Here is a 17,979-nt window from a genome sequence, read left to right as displayed (position 1 = left end):
ACGCAGATAAACGCAGATTTTTTGGAAAGATCCATGCACGGTTGGGTGGTGACCCCTGTCGGCTCCTCTTCACTCCTTCATTTATCACGTTGCTGACAAATTCTAGTCTGCGTTCATCCGCGTTCATCTGCGGTTCCCAATCCAATCGAGACCATTGCCCGTCATGACCGATTTCGGCTACCGCGAAGTATCGCCCGAGGAAAAGACGCAACTGGTCGGCCGCGTCTTCTCCTCGGTGGCAAAACGCTACGACCTGATGAACGACCTGATGAGCCTGGGTGTTCACCGGCTCTGGAAGCGGCACTTTGTGGCGACCTGTGGCATCCGCACGGGTCAGAACTTGCTTGACCTGGCCGGCGGAACCGGCGATATCGCCCGCCTGGCGCGCGAGCGCGGTGCCGAGGTCGTAGTGGCCGACATCAACCGCGAGATGCTCGCCACCGGCCGCTCGCGCATGGACGCCGTCGGGCTCGTCCAGGGGCTGGAATGGCTGCAGGTCAATGCCGAAGCCCTGCCCTTCGCCTCCAACCACTTTGATCATCTCACCATTGCCTTCGGCCTGCGCAACGTAACCTGGCGTGACAAGGCCCTGGCCGAGATGTACCGTGTTCTCAAGCCCGGCGGCCGGGTGCACATCCTGGAGTTTTCGAAGGTCGGGCTGCCGGCGCTGGCAAAGGTCTACGACACCTGGTCCTTCCAGGTACTGCCGAGGCTGGGCCAAGGCATTGCCGGTGACGGCGAAAGCTACCAGTACCTGGCCGAGTCGATCCGACGCTTCCCCGACCAGCCCGCGCTGGCCGAGCAGATGCGCGAGGCCGGTTTCGAGCGGGTGAGCTGGTCCAATCTTTCCGGCGGCATCTGTGCCATCCACCGGGGGGCCAAGGTTTGACGCGTTACCTGACACCGCTGCCGGGTATGCTCGCCGTCGGCGTCGAGCAGGCCATCGCGCGGGCCGTTGCGCTCGACGACCGGGCGAGTCAGCACCTTGTTCCGCTCACCGGCAAGCTGGTCCGGCTGGAACTCAAGGGCCTCGCCATCGACCTGTATTTCCAGGGGCGTGAAGATGCGCTGGGGGTGAGCGCCGAGGACGACTCACCCCCGGATGCCACCATCAGCGGCACGCCGATCGCCCTGCTCGCCATGGCCGTGCCCGACTGGCGCGCGCCCGGCAGCGGCGTTCGAATCGAGGGGGATGCCGGTACCGCCCAGCACTTCGAAAAGCTGCTCAAGCGGCTCGACCCCGACTGGGAGGCGATGTTCGTCGAGCAGTTCGGCCCGGTTGTCGGCCACCAGCTCTGGCGTCTGCTCGGCGAGGCACGCGCTGGCGCCCGACACGTATCGAATACGGCCGCAGATCAGACCGCCCGCTTCCTGCGCGAGGAATCCGGCCTGCTGGTCACGCGCGAGGCAGTCGAAGACTTCGTGCACGACGTCGACGAGCTACGCGAAGCCGTCGACCGCCTGGAGAAACGCATTCAGCGCGGAAGACCGGCATGATCGCGCGCGGCATTCGGTTGACAAGTATCGCGCTAACCCTGGCACGCTACCGCCTGGACGAACTGCTTGTGGCGCTGCCGCCGCTGAAGTTCGCCCGCTTTGTGCGCCTGCTGCCCTGGGGCCGTCGCCGGGTGCGCGAGCTGCCGCGAGGAAGGCGATTACGCCTGGCGCTGCAAGAACTCGGGCCGATCTACGTCAAGTTCGGCCAGATCCTGTCGACCCGCCGCGACCTGCTGCCCGAGGACATGGCCGAGGAACTGGCCGGCCTGCAGGACGACGTCCCGCCCTTCCCGGCCGAGCAGGCCCGGGCCATCATCGAGCATCAGCTGGGCGAATCGATCGATGCGCTGTTCGAAGCGTTCGAGGATGTCCCCCTGGCCTCGGCCTCGATCGCCCAGGTGCACGGTGCACAGCTCAAGTCCGGCGAACAGGTGGTCGTCAAGGTGGTCCGGCCGGGCATCGAGCGACAGATCAACCGCGATCTCGAACTGCTGCGCGCGCTGGCACGGCTTGCCCGCCGTTATCACCCGGAGGGCGATCGAATCCGGCCCGATGATCTCGTCGAAGAGTTCCGGCGTGTCATCTTGCGCGAACTGGACATGAAGGCCGAGGCGGCCAATGCCTCGCTGCTCAGGCGCAACTTCGAGGGCTCCAGCGACCTTTATATACCGCAGATCCACTGGCAGCTGACGGCCGCGCGCGTGCTGGTAATGGAGCGCGTCGAAGGCGTGCCGGTCAAGGATATCGACGAACTCAAGCGCCGCGGCGTCAACCTCGAACGACTGGCTCGACGCGGCATTCGCGTGTTCTACGGCCAGGTGTTTCGTGACAACCTGTTCCACGCCGACATGCATCCGGGCAATCTGCTGATCGACACGTCCAATCCGGAAGATCCGACCTGGATCGCGCTGGATTTCGGCATCGTCGAAAGCCTCACGCCCGAGGACCTCTACTACATCGGCGAAAACTTCCTGGCCATCTTCAATCGCGACTACCGGCGCGTCGCCGAACTGCATGTCGAGGCCGGCTGGGTTCCGGCGGATACACGCATCGACGAACTGACAGCCGCGATACGGACCGTGGGCGAACCGAACTTCACCCGGCCGCTGGAGGAAGTCTCCTTCGCCGAAATGGTGATCGCGCTGTTTTCCGTGGCACGACAGTTCAAGCTCACCCTGCAGCCGCAGCTGATCATGCTGCAGAAGACCCTGCTCAACATCGAAGGCATGGGCCGTGAACTCTACCCCCGGCTCAACATCTGGGAAGTCGCCAAACCGGAGCTGGAAGCGATTTTCGCCGAGCGCTACGGCCTGCCGCGCACGGCCCGCCGCCTGGCACGCCAGCTGCCGGGCTGGCTGGCCCGGTCACCCGAACTGCCGGGGCTGGTGCATGACTACCTCAAGATGGCCGGCTCGGGCCGACTGCGAACCCGCATTGATTCCGACGATCTCGAAAAGCTGGCCGCTGAGCTGGGTCGCCACAACCGCCGCCTGCCCGGCGCCGTCTTCGCCACCGGCCTGATCATTGCCGGCGCCGTGCTGGCCGGCTACCAGGTCGCCCCCTTGTGGCAGGGCCATTCCCTGCCGGCCGGCATCGCCGTGCTGGCAGGAATAATCCTGGGCTGGCGCACTTGGCGCTGAAAGGGAGTTAATGCAACCGCAGATTGACGCAGATTTGAAATTAAGGTCAACCCGATCACCGGTCGGCGATAGCAATCAACTTCAAACTGTGTCTCTCTGTGCAATCCGAGGATCGTTCATTCATCTGCGTAAATCTGCGTAATCTGCGGTTCCATAAAACGCCCTGATCAGGATCCCGCAAACGCCCGATAGTCATCCAGAGCATCGGCCAGGCCGGCATCGTAGAAGCGCTTACCGTGTTCGGGTGTGGCGAGATGCGGTTCCGAGCCGATGCGGCCATCCGGGAAATGCTTTCTGTAGTCGATCGCGTCGCGGATCGGTCCGTTCGGCGCACGCACCGGGTCGAGCCCGTCACGCCGCTCGGCCTCGGGGTGGGCATACCAGGTGAGGGAGATTTCGGAGGCGGTGGCGTGGCTGCCGTCGGCCTCGCCGTAGAGCTCGCGCGACAGCGCCGTCACGCGCGGCCCTGCAAACCAGTTGCCGAGTTTCATCGCCAGTCCCGATTCCTGCCCTGACAGGCTGGCTTCCGCCCAGACTTCGGCAAAAGCCGCGTTGACCGTGGCGATATTGCCGCCGTGGCCGTTGAGAAAGTAGAAATGGGTGAAACCCTGTCCGGCCAGCGATGTGATCACGTCGCGCACTACCGCCAGAAGCGTCGAAGGCCGCAAGGTGATCGAACCGGGAAAGCCGAGATGGTGCTGGGCCATGCCGATACTCAGCGTCGGCGCAACCAGCAAGCCGGACTCGGCCATGCCGGTGGCGATCGTCTCGGGGCAGATGGCGTCGGTACCGATCAATCCGGTGGGCCCGTGCTGTTCGGTCGATCCAATGGGAATCACGATGCCGGTCGATCGTTCGAGATAGGCCGCGACTTCCGGCCAGGTTGCTTGCTGAAGAAACATGTTCGACTCCTTGAATTAATCGTTCCGGCAGTCGGGGCTGATGCGACGAACCCGCGGCGTGACCGGTTGCTGCCCGGCCGCCAGGTGCCCGATCAGGTCGTCGGGCAGCGACAAACCGGTCAAAGCCATATCTTCCGAGCCGTCCCAATCCGCGGGCAGATGACGAATCGCCGGCGGTTGCCAGTCCAGAACCATATCACCCAGACAACCGGCCAGGCCGCAACCGCGGGCCTTCACCAGGGACTCGCGTGCGGTCCACTGCTTCAGGAACTGGCGTGACCTGAACGGCTCGTCCAGCCCGACAATCCAGTCGGCCTCCGCGCTCGAGAGAAATCGTCGGGCCAGCAGCGGCGCACGCGGCAGGCGGCGCTGGGTTTCGATGTCAATGCCGACTGCATTGCGTTCGGCCACGGCCACCGCCAGCCAGTCGCCCGAGTGCGAGACATTGAAGCACAGCGGACTGTTGGCGTGTTCACCGGCCAGCATGGGCTTACCGCGCTCACTGCGGACGAGTTCGATCGACTTGCCCGGACAGCCCAGGTAGGCAGCCAGCAGCAGGCGCAGGAAGAACTGTTGTTGAACGCGTTGGCGCAGGACCTGCTCGCGGCGGCTCCGGCCCGGCGGTCCGGCGTCCAGCGGCATCTCGGTCAGCCGTGCCAGCCACACGTCCACCTCGCCGGGCGCGGGCATGGACCGCGGTCGAATGGGCAGCTGTACGATCTCGATGGTCAAGACTGAAGGCCGAAGGCGCGAATACCAGCCACGCCAAATCCACCATGCTCGCGGGCGAGTGGCAGATCTGCGGGTGTCACGCCACCGAGGGCAAAGACAGGCAGCGGTGAGCATCGGCACAGACACCCAAAGCCGTCCCAGCCGAGCGTGTCGGCTCCGGGGTGACTGGCCGTGGGCTGGACCGGCGAGACGGTCACGAAATCCAGTGCCAGTTCGCCCGCCCGCGCAAGGGCGGCCTCGTCATGACAGGAGGCCGCGACCAGAAATTCGCCGGAAAGCGGGCGCGCCGGCAGACGATTCAATCGGGCAGCGTCCAGGTGGACGCCGTCGGCACCCACCTCTGCGGCCAGTTCCGGAGGTCCATTGAGCAGCCAGCGCGCATCGGCTTCGGCCATCAGGCGTCCGAACTCGCGTCCGAGCCCGGCCAGCGCCGTCTCGTCGAGCGACTTTGCACGCAGCTGGAACAGGCGAATGCCCCGCCCGAGTGCGGCGCGGGCCCAGTCCAGCAGGCTTTCGCGACCCTCCGATTCGCGCGGATCGGGCGTGATGGCGTAGCGGTCATCAATGGTGAAAGCGCGCACGATGGGCCGGTCGGCTGCCGGCATCGGCAAGCTGTGCATCTCGGTATTCGTCACCCACTTGAGCGACTGGCCCTCGCAGCCGTGCGGCCGGCCATGCCAGCCATCGACGGTGTAGAGCTGCAATCGAACTACGATCTCGGGATAGGCATGCGTCAGGGTCAGCCAGGGCGAAACCGATTCCACGCGAATGCCGAGCTCCTCGGCCAGCTCCCGCGCCAACGCTGCCGGGGCCGATTCGCCGGGCTCGCGCTTGCCCCCCGGAAACTCCCAGGTCCCGGCCAGGTGCTTGCCGGCCGGACGCTGCGCCAACAGGATCCGCCCCTCGGCATCGCGCAGCACGCCGGCAACAACCTGAACTCGCTCGCTCGAACGTGCCGGAGCGGGCGTCACGACTTTCGCCCTAACCCAATTGACCGTGGCACTGCTTGTATTTCTTGCCCGAACCACAGGGGCAGGGTTCATTGCGGCCGATCTTGCGGCCTTCTCGCACGAACGTATCGGGCTTCTCAGCCGCCCCTGCGCCCTGCCCGGCAGCCGCCTGGCCAGCGTCGGTGGCCGACTGCGCCTCGGCATGCTGGAACTGCATGGGCGCCTCGCGCCGGCGCTGCTGGTCGACGGCCTGGACGTCTTCCTCGTCGCGAACACGTACCCGCGCCAGGCCCTTCATCACCTCGTGCTTCATGTTATCGAGCATTTCGGTGAACATCTCGAAGCCTTCGCGCTTGTACTCCTGCTGCGGCTTTTTCTGCGCGAAGCTTCGCAAGCCCACGCTACGGCGCAGGAAATCCATGCTGGCCAGGTGTTCCTTCCAGTGCTGATCGAGTACCGACAGCATCAGCGCCTTCTCGAACTGGCGCATCACCGACGAGCCGGTCATTCCTTCCTTGGCCTGGTAGTGCGACTCGACCGCCTGCATGACCTTTTCACGCAGCCCGGCCTCGTCGAGCGTCTCGTCTTCCTCGAGCCATCGGCGCACCGGCACCTCGATGCCGAATTCGCCGTCCAGTGCCTTTTCCAGGCCTTCCGGATCCCACATCTCGTCGACCGAACCCGGCGGGATGAACTGGCTGATCAGTCGATCGAAGACTTCCTCGCGAATCGCGTCGATGGTGTCCTTGATATCGTCGGCTTCCATCAGCTCGTTGCGCTGGGAATAAATGACGCGGCGCTGATCGTTCGCCACGTCGTCGTATTCGAGCAAGTGCTTGCGCATATCGAAGTTGTGCGCCTCGACCTTGCGCTGGGCGTTCTCGATCGCCCGGTTGACCCAGGGATGTTCGATCGCCTCGCCTTCCTGCATACCGAGCTTCTGCATCATGTTGCCCATCCGCTCGGAGGCAAAAATCCGCATCAGGTTGTCTTCCAGCGACAGGTAAAAGCGGCTCGAACCGGGGTCGCCCTGACGGCCCGAACGTCCGCGTAGCTGGTTGTCGATGCGGCGCGATTCGTGTCGTTCGGTACCGACGATGTGCAGACCGCCGGCTTCCAGCACCTGGTCGTGGCGCTTCTGCCAGTCCGCCTTGGCCGCGCTGCGTTCTTCCGCGCTGGCGTCCTCGCCCAGGTCGCGCAGTTCAGCGTCCAGATTACCGCCGAGCACGATGTCGGTACCGCGGCCAGCCATGTTGGTGGCGATGGTGACCGCTCCCGGTTGACCGGCCTGTTCGATGATGTGCGCCTCGCGCTCATGCTGCTTGGCGTTGAGCACCTCGTGCTTGATCCCGGCCTTCTTGAGTTCTTTCGAGATCAGCTCGGAGTTCTCGATCGAGGTCGTACCCACCAGCACCGGCTGCCCCTTGGCCACCCGCTCCTTGATGTCTTCCACAATGGCGTCGAACTTTTCCTGCTTGGTGAGGAAGACCAGGTCGGCCTGGTCTTCCCGGACCATGGGCTTGTGGGTTGGAATGACCACCACTTCCAGGCCGTAGATCGACTGTAACTCGTAAGCCTCGGTATCGGCCGTGCCGGTCATGCCGGAGAGCTTGTCGTAGAGCCGGAAATAGTTCTGGAATGTGATCGAGGCCAGGGTCTGGTTCTCGCGCTGGATCGGCACGCCCTCCTTGGCTTCGATGGCCTGGTGCAGACCCTCGGACCAGCGCCGCCCGGACAGCGTGCGCCCGGTGAATTCGTCAACGATAACCACTTCGCCGTCGCGCACGATGTAGTCGACGTCCTTGTTGAACAGGTGGTGCGCCCGGAGCGCTGCATTGAGCGTGTGCATCAGGCTCAAGTTGGCCGAATCGTACAGACTGGCGCCGGAGTCAATCATGCCGGCCTCGGCCAGCAGCCCTTCGACCTTGGCCATGCCGTCTTCCGTCAGGTATACCTGCTTGGTCTTCTCGTCGAGCGAAAAATCGCCGGGCCCGTCCTCTTCCTGCTGCGGTTCGAGGTGCGGGACGATGCGGTTCATTCGGACATAGATGTCCGGGCCCTCGTCGGTGGGTCCGGAGATGATCAAGGGTGTGCGGGCCTCGTCGATCAGGATCGAGTCGACTTCGTCGACGATGGCAAAATGCCGGCCGCGCTGCACGCGCTGCTCGAGCGAGAAGGCCATATTGTCGCGCAGGTAGTCGAAACCAAACTCATTATTGGTGCCGTAGGTAACGTCGGCCCGATAGGCGTCGCGCTTGTCGTCCGGCTTCATCCCGGGGACCGAAACACCCACGCTCAACCCCAGCGCTGAATAGATCGGACCCATCCAGTCGGCATCGCGGCGAGCCAGGTAATCGTTCACCGTCACCACGTGCACGCCCTTATCCGGGATGGCATTGAGATACACCGCCAGAGTGGCGACCAGGGTCTTCCCCTCGCCGGTCTTCATTTCGGCGATCTTGCCCTGATGGAGGACCATGCCGCCGATGAGCTGAACGTCGAAGTGACGCATGCCCAGGGTGCGTACCGAAGCCTCGCGCACGGCAGCGAAGGCTTCGGGGAGCAGTTGGTCGAGCGTCTCGCCGTTGGTGTGGCGCTCGCGAAACTCCTCGGTCTTCGCCTTGAGTTCGGCGTCGCTGAAGTTTTGAAACTCCGACTCGAGCGCGTTGATCGCCTCGACGTCCTTGTAGAGGGCCTTGACCAGCCGTTCGTTGCGGCTACCCACCACCTTGGTGATCAGGGATTTAAGCATTTGGGGTCCGTTGGTCGAAATGAAACGAATTCGGAAATGTTTTACTTGGGGTCAGCACCGGAACGGTGCAAGCACAGCCTGCCATTGTAGCGTTTGGCGGGGTTAAACTACAGGTGTTTACAAGCATCGGAGCAACACCCCCTTGAGACAGCGCCGCGCCGAGCGCGATATCGAGCAGATCTCCGAGGGAGACGGCGGTCTCGGCCGCCTGCTGGCCACGGCGCGCGCGCTCGAGCGGCTCGATGCGCACCTGCAATCGACCCTGCCGGCCCGGCTACGCGGCCAGGTCCGACTGGCCTGTATCGAGGACAAGACCCTGGTGCTGGCCGCCAGCAGCCCCGCCTGGGCCAGCCGGGCGCGGCTCCTGGCCGACGATATGCTCAGGGAGGCGAACCGTCAGCTCGACAAACCGCTGAGCTCGACGCGGGTGATTGTGGTACCGAAGATTGGTTAGCTGGTTGGCTGGTTAGCGGGTTGGCTTGTTCAGACGGCTTGCGCCGGCTGCACATACGAAATCGGCGCGGGCTCGTCGTCCTCGAAGGTGACCTCTTCCCAGGCTTCCTGATCGGCCAGCATGGTTCTGACGAGCTGGTTGTTGAGCTCGTGACCGGACTTGTGACCGAAGAAGGCACCGATCGGGTTGCGGCCCATCATGTAGAGGTCGCCGATGGCGTCCAGCACCTTGTGCTTGACGAACTCGTCCTCGTAGCGCAGGCCGTTTTCGTTGAGCACTCGATAGTCGTCGAGCACCACGGCGTTGTCGAGACTGCCGCCGAGCACGAGATTGCGCTGGCGCAGGTATTCGATATCGCGCATGAAACCGAAGGTGCGCGCACGCGCCACTTCCTTGAGATAGGAGGTGGTCGAAAAATCGATGTCAGCTTCGCAGGAGTGCGAGCGGATGACCGGGTGGTCGAACTCGATAGTGAAATTGACCCGGAAGCCCTCGTGCGGCTCGAATCGGGCCCAGCGATCCTGGTCGCGCACCTCGATGGTCTTCTTGATGCGCAAAAAGCGCTTGGGTGCATTCTGCTCGGCAATGCCGGCCGACTGAACCAGGAAGGCGAAGGGCCCTGCGCTGCCGTCCATGATCGGCACTTCGGCAGCGCTGAGGTCGACGTAGAGGTTGTCGATCCCCAGACCGGCCAGCGCCGACATCAGGTGCTCGACGGTGGCCACGCGCACGCCGTCGTCATTGACCATGGTGGTCGAAAGGGCGGTGTCACGAACCATATGCGGCTCGGCCTTGACCTCGACAATCGGATCGAGGTCGACGCGGCGAAACACGATGCCGCAATTGGCCGGCGCCGGACGCAGGGTCATCAGGACCTTGTCACCGGAGTGCAGGCCCACCCCGGTGGCGCGAATGACGTTCTTGAGTGTTCTTTGTCGAATCAACTTACGTGCCCGGATGCTGGTAGACGCTGCGGAGAATAGCACAGGTAAACGTGGCGAAAAAGCAATTTTTCGTGAAATTCACCACACATGTTGCCAAAAAGCCACACCACGCGTCGTTTTTCCGTCACATTGGCGCCGAACGGGCTTCCGTGGCGAGTCGGAAGCCCGTGCCGGCACCCCGGCAGACGCTCGTGCATCCAGCCGGTTCGCGTGGCGGGATCAGTCCGCCTGATTGCGCAGGAAGGCCGGAATGTCGAGGTAATCCAGCTCCTTCTGCTCTCCGAACAGCTTGCGGCTTTCACCTCGATCGGCCTCTTCCCGCTGCCCGGTGTGCGACCGCCCCGGCTCATCATCGTCGGTGGCCGTGAAAGCCGGGCGATTGTCGGTGCCGGTTCGCACGACCTTCATCGGCCGCTCTTCGCGCTTTGGGCGCTGCGACCCCAGGCCGGTAGCGACCACGGTGACACGCAGCTCGTCGTTCATGTCCGGGTCGATGACCGTGCCGATAACGACCGTGGCGTCCTCGCTGGCCAGGTCGGCGACCGTGGTGCCGACTTCCTCGAACTCCTTCATGCTCAGGTTCATGCCGGCGGTGACGTTGACCAGGATGCCGCAGGCACCATTGAGGTCGACATCCTCGAGCAGCGGCGAACCGATGGCCGACTGCGCTGCCATCAGGGCGCGGTCCTCACCCTTGGCGGTACCCGAACCCATCATGGCCATGCCCATCTCGCTCATGACCGTACGCACGTCGGCAAAGTCGACATTGATCAGGCCGGGGCGGGTGATCAGCTCGGCAATGCCCTGAACGGCGCCGGACAGCACCTGGTTGGCCGATTTGAAGGCATCGAGTAGCGTGATCTCCGAGCCCAGCACGCTCAGCAGCTTGCCGTTGGGGATGGTAATCAGCGAGTCGACGTGATGCGCCAGCTCGTCGATGCCCTGCTTGGCCACCGCGCTGCGACGCTGGCCCTCGAACGGAAACGGCCGGGTGACCACGGCCACGGTGAGAATACCCATCTCCTTGGCCGTTTGCGCCACTACCGGGGCTGCCCCGGTGCCAGTGCCACCGCCCATTCCGGCGGTGATGAACACCATGTCGCAGCCGTCGAGCATCTCGCAGATGCGATCGCGGTCTTCCAACGCCGACTGGCGTCCCACTTCGGGGTTGGCGCCAGCGCCCAGGCCCTTGGTCACGCCCGCGCCGATCTGCAACGTGGTCTTGCCGGCAAAATTCCTCAGCGCCTGCGAATCGGTGTTGACGCAGATGAACTCCACGCCCTCGATTGCAGACTCCACCATCTGGCTGACAGCGTTACCGCCGCCGCCACCAATACCCACGACCTTGATGGTCGCTCCGGGTGTGTAATTTTCGATCAATTCAAAAGGCATATCGATGACTCCTTTCGCTCGCCATTACGATCAACAAAATGTCCGGTCTTTCCGGACGCTCTTTCCAAAGGGATGGCGGCACGCGCCTTCTTGATGGGCGCTTTGTGCCGCTCCCGTGCCTTGCCCGAGGTACACCGCTTTAGGCGTTACGGGCAAACTCATCTTCAAAACTCTCCCTGGAACCAGTTTCTGATGCGGTTCCACAAGCTCTCGCCGCCGCGGGCCAATCCGGTCCGTCGCGGCGTATCCATGCGACTGCCGTAGATCAGCAGGCCCACGCCGGTGGCGTGAATCTGGTTATTGACCACTTCCGACAGCCCGGTCACATGCTGCGGCGCACCCAGGCGCACCGGCATGTGCAGAATCTCTTCGGCGAGTTCGACCACGCCTTCCATCTTCGAACCGCCACCAGTCAGCACCAGCCCGGCCGGAATCATGGACTCGAAACCGGACTGCCTGAGCTGCTTCTGGACGTGGTGGAACAACTCGCGATAGCGCGCCTCGACCACCTGGGCCAGGGTCTGGCGCTCGAGCCGCCGGGGCGGCCGGTCGCCCACGCTCGGCACCTGGATGGTCTCGTCGGTACTGGCCATCTGTTCGAGCGCGCAGGCGTACTTGATCTTGATTTCCTCCGCATGCACCGTCGGGGTGCGCAGTGCAACGGCAATGTCGTTGGTCACGAGATCGCCGGCAATCGGGATGCAGGCGGTGTAGCGGATCGCGCCCTCGGTGAACACGGCGATGTCGGTCGTGCCGGCACCGATGTCGATCAGGCCAATGCCCAGATCCTTCTCGTCCTCGCTCAAAACCGCGTAGCTGGAGGCCAGTTGCTGCAGGATCAGGTCGTCGACCTGCAGGCCGCAGCGGGCAACGCACTTGGTCACGTTCTGCACCGCGCTGACCGCGGCGGTGACGAGATGCACGCGTGCTTCCAGCCGCACGCCCGACATGCCGACCGGCTGGCGGATGCCGTCGGTCGAGTCGATGACGTACTCCTGCGGCAGCACGTGCAGGATGCGCTGGTCGGCCGGGATCGCGACGGCACGGGCCGATTCCAGCACCCGCTCGACGTCGCCGTCGGTGACTTCCTTGTCGCGGATGGCCACCGCACCGTGCGAATTGAGCGAACTGATGTGGCTGCCGGCAATGCCGGCAAACACCGAGTGAATCTGGCAGTCGGCCATCAGCTCGGCTTCCTCGATCGCACGCTGGATCGATTGCTCGGTCGACTCGATATCGACCACCACACCACGCTTGAGTCCACGCGACGGGTGCGAGCCCAGGCCGACCACCTCGACTTCCCCGTCGGCCTGCACTTCGCCGACGATGGCGACGATCTTGCTGGTACCGATGTCCAACCCGACCACCAGTGACTTGTCCGGCCGTTTAGCCATGACGTGATTCTTCTCCCTGTTCCTGTTCCGGTTGTGGTTCCTGTTCCGGCTGCATCCAGCGCACCGCCAGGCCATTGGTGTAGCGCATGTCGACAGCCTCGATCGGGCGCTCGAGCCGGGCCAGCGCTCGCTGAACGCGCACGAAGCGATCGAGTCGCTGACCGACCTGCTCGCGACCCAGCACGAGCAAGACGCCGTTGTCCATTCGCAGGCGCCAGGCACCGCGCTCATCGACCGCCAGCGTGGCAATGTCGTGCCCGACGCTACCGAGTTCGCGACGCATGCGTTGCCACTGCTCGAGCACTTCATGGCGCCGCGAATCCGGACCGCTTAGCCGTGCCAGGCCCTGCATGCCTTCGCTGCCGCCGACGCTGAAAACCTCGCCGCGATCGCTGAACAGCCCATCCTCGTTCCAGCGCGCCACCGGCCGGTGCTCCTCGACATCGATCCGCAGCGCATCAGGCCAGTGCCGACTCACTTCAGCGCGCGCCACCCAGGGCAGCGCCTCGACGCGATCACGCACGAGCTCGAGGTCGACAGCGAAAAAGCCGCTGTCGGCCGGTCCGGCGACCGCGGCGCGGATCTGGCTGCCGCTGGTGCGCTCGAGATCACCGGCCACGTCCAGCCAGAGAATCGGCCATTGCTCCGACCCGATCAGGCCCGAGCGCAGCCACAGCGCCAGCAGCGCGGCGATGCCGACCAGCAGCGCGGTCGCCAGCCAGGCCGGCCGGATCACGCGTTCAGGCTCGTTTCCAGAATCCGCCATACCAGTTCCTCAAAATCGATGCCGGCGGCCTGGGCCGCCATCGGCATCAATGAGTGATCAGTCATTCCCGGCGTGGTATTCACTTCCAACAGCCAGGGCTTGTCGTCCTCATCAACCATCAGGTCGACGCGTCCCCAGCCGGAGGTGCCGAGAACACGAAAGGCGTGCATGCACAATTCGGCCAGGCTCGCCTCGGACGCCTCGTCCAGGCCGCAGGGGCACAGGTAGTGGGTGTCGCCGGACTCGTACTTGGCCTCGTAATCGTAGAATTCGCGCGGCGTCTCCAGCCGGATCAGCGGCAGCACGCGCTCGCCGAGAATCGCCGCGGTGTACTCCCGGCCACGGATCATCCGTTCGACCAGAACGGTCTCGTCATGGGCCAGGGCCTTTTCGAGTGCAGGGCGGAGTTGGTCGGCTCCGGTCACACGACTCATACCCAGGCTCGAACCCTCGCGCGCCGGCTTGACGAACATCGGTGGCGCCATGTGCTCGACGATGGCCTCCGCATCATCGACGCGGTGCGCCACCGCCCACGGCGGCGTCGGCAGGTCGCAGGCGGTCCAGATGCGCTTGCTCTGCAGCTTGTCCATGCTCAGTGCCGACGCCAGCACCCCGGAACCCGTGATCGGAACTCCGTAGATGCGAAGGGCGCCCTGCAGGGTGCCGTCCTCGCCACCACGACCGTGCAGCAGGTTGAACACCCGGTCGTAATGACCGGTCGCGACCTGCTCGAGCAGGCGCCGCGGACCGTCAACCACGCTGTGCTGCACGCCCAGTTTCTCGAGCGCCGCTGCAATGGCTCGACCACCGCGCAGCGAGACTTCACGCTCGCCGCTGTCGCCGCCGATCACCAGGGCCACCTGGCCGAACTTGCGTGGGTCACCCAGGCTCATGCCGCCTCCTCTGCATAGCGTTCGCGCAGCAGCGCGCCGAGCCGGCCGACATCCCCGGCTCCCATGACCAACAGCAGGTCCTCGTCCTCGACGACCTCGGGCAATACATCCACCGCCTCGGCCACCGCGCCGATACGGCGAACCGGCACGTCGCTGCGACGCCCGACCGCGCGTGCCAGGGTATCGGCATCGATACCGGCCAGCGGCGCTTCGCCGGCGGGGTAGATGTCGGCCAGCACCAGTACGTCGGCTGAGGACAGCACGCGTGCGAAATCGTCGAACTGATCGCGCGTGCGAGTGAAGCGATGCGGCTGAAAGACCAGCACCAGGCGACGCTCGGGCCAGCCCTCGCGGGCGGCCTGAATGACTGCTTCGAGCTCGGTCGGATGATGGCCATAATCTTCGAAGGCCAGCACGCGCGAGCCGCCCGCCCGCAAGTCGCCGATCTCGGCGAAGCGCCGGCCGATACCGCCGAAACCGTTGAGCCCGCGCACGATGGTCTCGCCGGCAATTCCGATCTCGCAGGCCACGGCCGCTGCGCCCAGGGCATTGAGCACGTTGTGCCGGCCCGGCTGGGCCAGGGCCACCGGGCGCGGTGTCTCATCGCCGGGCAGCCACAGGTCGAAATGCATCAGCCGGCCGGTCTGGCGCAGGCCGGTGGCACGCACGTCAGCGGTTTCGTCGAGACCGTAAGTCACCACGGCGCGACCGATGTCGGGCACCAGTTCGGCGACGTGGGCATCGTCGATGCAAACCACCGCGACGCCGAAGAACGGCAGATGGTGCAGGAATTCCAGGAAAGCGCGCTGGAGCTGGTTGAAGCTACCCTGGTAGGCGTCGAGATGATCGCGATCGATGTTGGTGACCACCGAAATGACCGGCTGCAGCTTGAGGAATGAACCATCGGACTCGTCGGCCTCGGCCACCAGGTAGCGACCCTCGCCCAGGCGCGCTCCGGTGCCGAAGGCATTGACCAGGCCACCGACGATGAAGGTCGGATCGAGTCCGGCCTCGGCCAGCACGGTGGCCACCAGCGAAGTCGTGGTGGTCTTGCCGTGGGTACCGGCGACGGCGATGCCCTGACGGAAACGCATCAACTCACCGAGCATCTCGGCACGTGCGATCACCGGAATGCGTCGTTCGCGCGCGGCGACGACTTCCGGGTTGTCTTCGGGCACCGCGCCGGATACGACCACGACGTCCGCCTCGCCCAGGTATTCGGCGGCATGGCCGATTCGAATCCCGGCGCCCAGTTTCTCCAGGCGGGCAACGGTCGCCGATCGGTTCAGATCCGACCCGCTGACCTCGAAATCAAGATTGATCAGCACCTCGGCAATACCGGACATGCCGGCGCCGCCGATCCCGACCAGGTGGATGCGGCGCGTGCGATGCATCAGGCTGGGAGTACTGCTGCGCGCGTTCATGCCGCCGCCTCCAGACAAGCCTCGGCGACGACTTCGGCTGCGTCGGTCCGTGCCAGGGCTCTGGCATTGCGTGCCATGGCCAGCAGTTGCGAACGGCTCATCGCACCCAGCCGTTCGGCCAGCCAGCCGGCCGTGAAGTCTTTCTCGCGCACCCGCCAGGCAGCGTCGGCACCGGCCAGGAATTGCGCATTGCTGTACTGGTGATCGTCGACCGCATGTGGAAAAGGCACCAGCACGGCCGCCACTCCGGCGGCTGCCAGCTCGGCCACGGTCAGGGCGCCGGCACGGCAGATGGCGACGTCGGCTTCGGCCCAGGCTGAAGCCATGTCGTCGATGAACTCGACCACCTCGGCCTCGATACCGGCTTGTGCATAGGCCGCCCGGGTGACCTCGAGCTGACGGCCGGCCTGGTGCAGCACGCGCGGCCGGCGCGATTCCGGCAGTCGCGCCAGGGCGGCCGGAATGACTTCGGCAAAGACGCGTGCGCCCAGGCTGCCGCCCACGACCAGGACCCGCAGAGGCCCCTGGCGATCGGCAAAACGCGCGTCCGGCTCGGGCAGGGCCGCGATATCCTCACGCACCGGATTGCCGACGTGTTCGCCGCCGCGAAGCACATCGGGAAAACCGGTCAAGACCCGTCTCGCCAGCGGCGAGAGCAGGCGGTTGGTGAGTCCGGCAACCGCATTCTGCTCGTGAATGAGCACCGGGATTCCCAACAGCTTCGCGGCCAGGGCGCCGGGACCGGCGACGTAGCCGCCCATACTGAGTACGCAGGCCGGGCGGTGACCCCGGAGAATGTGCATGGCCGCGCGCGTGGCCTTGAAGACCCGCCAGGGCGCAGCCAGCCAGCCCAGTGCGCCGCGGCCGCGCAGGCCGGTAATGGCGATGTGCTGCAGTTCGAGGCCGGCCGCGGGCACCAGACGGTTTTCCAGACCCTGCGGCGTGCCAAGCCAGCTCACCTCGGCCTGGCGGCCGCGCAACGCGCCGGCCACGGCCAGGCCGGGGAAGATGTGGCCACCCGTGCCGGCTGCCATGATCATGATGCGGCTGGCACTCATACCTGCCAACTCCTTCGACGCCGCGGCGTCTGGCGTGCCTCGAGCGCCAGTTCCCATTGCACGCGCAGAACCACGCCGATGGCCACCAGGGTCATGATCAGACTGCTGCCACCGGCCGAGATCAGCGGCAGGGTCAGTCCCTTGGTCGGCAACAAGCCCAGGTTCACGCCCATGCTCACCAGTGCCTGCAGGCCAATCCACAGGCCGATGCCCCAGACCAGGTAAGCCGAGAACGGATGCTGCTGGCGATGCGCCTGGATACCGACCAGCAGGATCCGCCCCACCAGCAGGGAGAACAGGGCCAGCACGAACAGGATGCCGATCAGGCCGAATTCCTCGGCCAGCACGGCGAATATGAAATCGGTGTGCGCCTCGGGCAGGTAGTAGAGCTTCTGCACGCTCGCCCCCAGACCGACGCCATCGATCTGACCGCGGCCGACGGCAATCAGCGCCTGCGTAAGCTGGAAACCGCTGTTGAAGGGGTCCGACCAGGGATCGACGAAGGTCATCACGCGCTGCAGGCGGTAGGGCTCCAGGGCGGCAAAGGTCAACAGCGGCACACTGCCCAGGCCGAGTACGAACAGGTGCTTCCAGGCCGCCCCGGCCAACCAGATCATGCCGCCGACAATGGCTGTGAGCACGACTGCCGAACCCATGTCCGGCTGTTTGAGCAGGATCAGCGCGAGCAGCCCGACGGCCAGCAGCGGCTTGAGGGTTTCGACGAAACGCGACAAGCCCAGTTGCGGCCGCTTGGCGAGGTAGGCGGCGACGAACAGGATCACCAGCAGCTTGGCCGCCTCGACCACCTGGAATCGCGCCACACCCAGGTCGATCCAGCGCGTCGAGCCGTTGACTTCATGGCCCAGGCCCGGCACGAACGGCAGCAGCAGTACGAGCACGGCCGCCGGGAACGCCAGCGGGGCCAGTGCCTGCATTTGGCGGGTGCCGATAATGCGCAACACAAGGGCCACGGCGACGCCCAAACCGATGTAGATCAGATGGCGAACCAGGAAATGCCAGACCGACACGGCATAACCCTCGGCCACCGCAATCGAGGTCGAGGCCACCATCACCACGCCGACCACCAGCAGGCCGATGGTCGAGAGCACGATCACCGGATCCAGACCGGCGGTCTGGGGGGCGTCCTTGCTGCGATAGGCTTGTCGTACCTGTGCCATGGC

General features: G+C 64.9%; 16 protein-coding genes. 4 read left to right on the top strand and 12 right to left on the bottom strand.

The window, feature by feature from the left end; all coding sequences use genetic code 11:
* Positions 1 to 163 precede the first annotated feature (163 nt).
* From ubiE to ubiB, 3 genes are read left to right on the top strand one after another with little or no spacing between them, the layout of a single operon-like run.
* Positions 164 to 889 (top strand): bifunctional demethylmenaquinone methyltransferase/2-methoxy-6-polyprenyl-1,4-benzoquinol methylase UbiE, encoded by a 726-nt coding sequence (gene ubiE / locus G4Y73_RS11430; protein WP_164231764.1) that lies wholly within the window; start codon positions 164 to 166, stop codon positions 887 to 889.
* On the top strand, positions 886 to 1,497 hold the full coding sequence (locus tag G4Y73_RS11425) for an SCP2 sterol-binding domain-containing protein (protein ID WP_164231763.1): 612 nt from the start codon (positions 886 to 888) through the stop codon (positions 1,495 to 1,497). The genes ubiE and G4Y73_RS11425 overlap by 4 nt, the downstream gene beginning before the upstream one ends.
* On the top strand, positions 1,494 to 3,137 hold the full coding sequence (gene ubiB, locus G4Y73_RS11420) for a ubiquinone biosynthesis regulatory protein kinase UbiB (RefSeq protein ID WP_164231762.1): 1,644 nt from the start codon (positions 1,494 to 1,496) through the stop codon (positions 3,135 to 3,137). The genes G4Y73_RS11425 and ubiB overlap by 4 nt, the downstream gene beginning before the upstream one ends.
* Positions 3,138 to 3,304: 167 nt before the next feature.
* Here ubiB and G4Y73_RS11415 read toward each other — a convergent pair whose 3' ends face one another.
* Genes G4Y73_RS11415 through secA form a run of 4 tightly spaced genes read right to left on the bottom strand, consistent with a single transcriptional unit; the run spans position 3,305 to position 8,473 of the window.
* Entirely contained in the window at positions 3,305 to 4,039 is a 735-nt protein-coding gene (locus G4Y73_RS11415; RefSeq protein ID WP_164231761.1) for a creatininase family protein, read from the bottom strand.
* Positions 4,040 to 4,054: 15 nt separating this feature from the next.
* Complete coding sequence (locus G4Y73_RS11410) at positions 4,055 to 4,729, bottom strand: 4'-phosphopantetheinyl transferase superfamily protein (protein ID WP_164231760.1); 675 nt, start codon at positions 4,727 to 4,729, stop codon at positions 4,055 to 4,057.
* 38 nt (positions 4,730 to 4,767) lie between these two features.
* Positions 4,768 to 5,742 (bottom strand): Nudix family hydrolase, encoded by a 975-nt coding sequence (locus G4Y73_RS11405; RefSeq protein WP_164231759.1) that lies wholly within the window; start codon positions 5,740 to 5,742, stop codon positions 4,768 to 4,770.
* A 10-nt stretch (positions 5,743 to 5,752) separates the two neighbouring features.
* Positions 5,753 to 8,473 (bottom strand): preprotein translocase subunit SecA, encoded by a 2,721-nt coding sequence (gene secA / locus G4Y73_RS11400; protein WP_164231758.1) that lies wholly within the window; start codon positions 8,471 to 8,473, stop codon positions 5,753 to 5,755.
* Positions 8,474 to 8,615: 142 nt separating this feature from the next.
* Here secA and G4Y73_RS11395 point away from each other — a divergent pair, with 142 nt between their 5' ends.
* Positions 8,616 to 8,927 (top strand): DciA family protein, encoded by a 312-nt coding sequence (locus G4Y73_RS11395; RefSeq protein WP_164231757.1) that lies wholly within the window; start codon positions 8,616 to 8,618, stop codon positions 8,925 to 8,927.
* A 29-nt stretch (positions 8,928 to 8,956) separates the two neighbouring features.
* On the opposite strand, the gene lpxC is transcribed toward G4Y73_RS11395, so the two are convergent.
* The 8 genes from lpxC to ftsW form a co-directional block, all read right to left on the bottom strand.
* Positions 8,957 to 9,871: a UDP-3-O-acyl-N-acetylglucosamine deacetylase gene (gene lpxC, locus G4Y73_RS11390; protein ID WP_164231756.1), complete on the bottom strand. Its 915-nt coding sequence runs from the start codon at positions 9,869 to 9,871 to the stop codon at positions 8,957 to 8,959.
* Positions 9,872 to 10,090: 219 nt separating this feature from the next.
* Complete coding sequence (gene ftsZ, locus G4Y73_RS11385) at positions 10,091 to 11,263, bottom strand: cell division protein FtsZ (protein ID WP_164231755.1); 1,173 nt, start codon at positions 11,261 to 11,263, stop codon at positions 10,091 to 10,093.
* A 164-nt stretch (positions 11,264 to 11,427) separates the two neighbouring features.
* Positions 11,428 to 12,657 carry a cell division protein FtsA gene (gene ftsA, locus G4Y73_RS11380; RefSeq protein WP_164231754.1) on the bottom strand — a complete coding sequence of 410 codons (1,230 nt, stop codon included), beginning with the start codon at positions 12,655 to 12,657 and terminating at the stop codon, positions 11,428 to 11,430.
* Complete coding sequence (locus G4Y73_RS11375) at positions 12,650 to 13,423, bottom strand: cell division protein FtsQ/DivIB (RefSeq protein ID WP_164231753.1); 774 nt, start codon at positions 13,421 to 13,423, stop codon at positions 12,650 to 12,652. The genes ftsA and G4Y73_RS11375 overlap by 8 nt, the downstream gene beginning before the upstream one ends.
* Positions 13,390 to 14,316, bottom strand: coding sequence for a D-alanine--D-alanine ligase (locus G4Y73_RS11370; RefSeq protein WP_164231752.1), 927 nt, complete (start codon positions 14,314 to 14,316; stop codon positions 13,390 to 13,392). Before G4Y73_RS11370 ends, G4Y73_RS11375 begins: the two co-directional genes overlap by 34 nt.
* On the bottom strand, positions 14,313 to 15,740 hold the full coding sequence (gene murC / locus G4Y73_RS11365; RefSeq protein ID WP_205596610.1) for a UDP-N-acetylmuramate--L-alanine ligase: 1,428 nt from the start codon (positions 15,738 to 15,740) through the stop codon (positions 14,313 to 14,315). The genes G4Y73_RS11370 and murC overlap by 4 nt, the downstream gene beginning before the upstream one ends.
* Entirely contained in the window at positions 15,737 to 16,798 is a 1,062-nt protein-coding gene (gene murG / locus G4Y73_RS11360) for an undecaprenyldiphospho-muramoylpentapeptide beta-N-acetylglucosaminyltransferase (RefSeq protein ID WP_164231751.1), read from the bottom strand. Before murG ends, murC begins: the two co-directional genes overlap by 4 nt.
* Positions 16,795 to 17,976, bottom strand: a complete 1,182-nt coding sequence (gene ftsW / locus G4Y73_RS11355; protein WP_164231750.1) for a putative lipid II flippase FtsW — start codon at positions 17,974 to 17,976, stop codon at positions 16,795 to 16,797. The genes murG and ftsW overlap by 4 nt, the downstream gene beginning before the upstream one ends.
* Between the last annotated feature and the right edge of the window lie 3 nt (positions 17,977 to 17,979).

Source organism: Wenzhouxiangella sp. XN201, from assembly GCF_011008905.1.
In the GTDB taxonomy this organism is placed as follows: Bacteria; Pseudomonadota; Gammaproteobacteria; order Xanthomonadales; family Wenzhouxiangellaceae; genus Wenzhouxiangella.
The sequence above is the reverse complement of the archived record's forward strand: the minus strand, read 5'-3'. Positions and strand labels throughout refer to the sequence as shown.